This is a genomic window from Streptococcus oricebi (assembly GCF_017883985.1).
Taxonomy (GTDB): Bacteria; Bacillota; Bacilli; order Lactobacillales; family Streptococcaceae; genus Streptococcus; species Streptococcus oricebi.
Window position 1 is genome coordinate 1 of record NZ_PRDG01000010.1, and the last position, 3,241, is coordinate 3,241.

At 49.0% G+C, this 3,241-nt stretch carries 2 rRNA genes; both read right to left on the reverse strand.

Going from position 1 to position 3,241, the window contains the following annotated elements:
- Positions 1-116: ribosomal RNA gene (gene rrf / locus C4K46_RS10475) — 5S ribosomal RNA — on the reverse strand.
- An 89-nt stretch (positions 117-205) separates the two neighbouring features.
- Positions 206-3,108: ribosomal RNA gene (locus C4K46_RS10480) — 23S ribosomal RNA — on the reverse strand.
- Positions 3,109-3,241: the final 133 nt, after the last annotated feature.

Here is a 3,241-nt window from a genome sequence, read left to right on the forward strand (position 1 = left end):
GCTAAGCGACTACCATATCTCACAGGGGGCAACCCCCAACTACTTCCGGCGTTCTAGGGCTTAACTGCTGTGTTCGGCATGGGAACAGGTGTATCTCCTAGGCTATCGTCACTTAACGACTGAGTATTGACTACTCAAAATTGAATATCTATCTTAGTTAGTCTCAAGAAATCCTTGGCTGTGCTCGTTAAAATTATATTTCTATTTGGATAAGTCCTCGAGCGATTAGTATTAGTCCGCTACATGTGTCGCCACACTTCCACTTCTAACCTATCTACCTGATCTTCTCTCAGGGCTCTTACTGATATAAAATCATGGGAAATCTCATCTTGAGGGGGGTTTCACACTTAGATGCTTTCAGCGTTTATCCCTTCCCTACATAGCTACCCAGCGATGCTCTTGGCAGAACAACTGGTACACCAGCGGTAAGTCCACTCTGGTCCTCTCGTACTAGGAGCAGATCCTCTCAAATTTCCTACGCCCGCGACGGATAGGGACCGAACTGTCTCACGACGTTCTGAACCCAGCTCGCGTGCCGCTTTAATGGGCGAACAGCCCAACCCTTGGGACCGACTACAGCCCCAGGATGCGACGAGCCGACATCGAGGTGCCAAACCTCCCCGTCGATGTGAACTCTTGGGGGAGATAAGCCTGTTATCCCCAGGGTAGCTTTTATCCGTTGAGCGATGGCCCTTCCATGCGGAACCACCGGATCACTAAGCCCGACTTTCGTCCCTGCTCGAGTTGTAGCTCTCGCAGTCAAGCTCCCTTATACCTTTACACTCTACGATTGATTTCCAACCAATCTGAGGGAACCTTTGGGCGCCTCCGTTACCTTTTAGGAGGCGACCGCCCCAGTCAAACTGCCCGTCAGACACTGTCTCCGATAGGGGTCACCTATCCGGGTTAGAGTAGCCATACAACAAGGGTAGTATCCCAACAACGCCTCCTTCGAAACTGGCGTCCCGATCTCTTTGGCTCCTACCTATCCTGTACATGTGGCACAGATACTCAATATCAAACTGCAGTAAAGCTCCATGGGGTCTTTCCGTCCTGTCGCGGGTAACCTGCATCTTCACAGGTACTAAAATTTCACCGAGTCTCTCGTTGAGACAGTGCCCAAATCATTACGCCTTTCGTGCGGGTCGGAACTTACCCGACAAGGAATTTCGCTACCTTAGGACCGTTATAGTTACGGCCGCCGTTTACTGGGGCTTCAATTCATACCTTCGCGTTACCGCTAAGCACTCCTCTTAACCTTCCAGCACCGGGCAGGCGTCACCCCCTATACATCATCTTACGATTTAGCAGAGAGCTGTGTTTTTGATAAACAGTTGCTTGGGCCTATTCACTGCGGCTGACTGTCAGTCAGCACCCCTTCTCCCGAAGTTACGGGGTCATTTTGCCGAGTTCCTTAACGAGAGTTCTCTCGCTCACCTGAGGCTACTCGCCTCGACTACCTGTGTCGGTTTGCGGTACGGGTAGTATGTAATTAACGCTAGAAGATTTTCTCGGCAGCGTGACATCACTCACTTCGCTACTAAACTTCGCTCCCCATCACAGCTCAATGTTACAGATATAAGCATTTGACTCATATCACACCTCACTGCTTGGCCAGACACTTCCATTCGTCTGGTTGAGTTAGCCTTCTGCGTCCCTCCATTGCAATACATACTAGTACAGGAATCTCAACCTGTTGTCCATCGGATACACCTTTCGGTCTCTCCTTAGGTCCCGACTAACCCAGGGCGGACGAGCCTTCCCCTGGAAACCTTAGTCTTACGGTGGATGGGATTCTCACCCATCTTGCGCTACTCATACCGGCATTCTCACTTCTATACGTTCCAGCGCTCCTCACGGTACACCTTCGCCACATATAGAACGCTCTCCTACCATTACCTTTTCGGTAATCCACAGCTTCGGTAAATTGTTTTAGCCCCGGTACATTTTCGGCGCAGGGTCACTCGACTAGTGAGCTATTACGCACTCTTTGAATGAATAGCTGCTTCTAAGCTAACATCCTAGTTGTCTGTGCAACCCCACATCCTTTTCCACTTAACAATTATTTGGGGACCTTAGCTGGTGGTCTGGGCTGTTTCCCTTTCGACTACGGATCTTAGCACTCGCAGTCTGACTGCCGACCATAATTCATTGGCATTCGGAGTTTATCTGAGATTGGTAATCCGGGATGGACCCCTCACCCAAACAGTGCTCTACCTCCAAGAATCTTGATGTCGACGCTAGCCCTAAAGCTATTTCGGAGAGAACCAGCTATCTCCAAGTTCGTTTGGAATTTCTCCGCTACCCACAAGTCATCCAAGCACTTTTCAACGTGCCCTGGTTCGGTCCTCCAGTGCGTTTTACCGCACCTTCAACCTGCTCATGGGTAGGTCACATGGTTTCGGGTCTACATCATGATACTAATTCGCCCTATTCAGACTCGGTTTCCCTACGGCTCCGCTTCTTCCACTTAACCTCGCATCATAACGTAACTCGCCGGTTCATTCTACAAAAGGCACGCTCTCACCCATGAACGGGCTCGAACTTGTTGTAGGCACACGGTTTCAGGTTCTATTTCACTCCCCTCCCGGGGTGCTTTTCACCTTTCCCTCACGGTACTGGTTCACTATCGGTCACTAGGGAGTATTTAGGGTTGGGAGATGGTCCTCCCAGATTCCGACGGGATTTCGCGTGTCCCGCCGTACTCAGGATACTGCTAGGTATAAAGACTATTTCAACTACGAGGCTCTTACTCTCTTTGGCTTACCTTCCCAGGTAATTCGTCTATACTCTTTATGTCCACATTGCAGTCCTACAACCCCGAAGAGTAAACTCTTCGGTTTGCCCTCCTGCCGTTTCGCTCGCCGCTACTCAGGCAATCGCGTTTGCTTTCTCTTCCTGCAGCTACTTAGATGTTTCAGTTCACTGCGTCTTCCTTCTCATTCCCTTAACAGAAATGGATACTAGCCAGTAGCTAGTGGGTTCCCCCATTCGGACATCTCTGGATCAAAGCTTACTTACAGCTCCCCAAAGCATTTCGTCGTTCGTCACGTCCTTCATCGGCTCCTAGTGCCAAGGCATCCACCGTGCGCCCTTATTAACTTAACCTTTATTTTAACTTCTTTTGGTATATAATAAGTAAATCTTAAAAACTCTTAAAATCTACAGCTTTCGGTTTATTTCTTGTTACTATTTGATATAGATATTCAATTTTCAATGGTCAATTAAGGATACTAAGTGA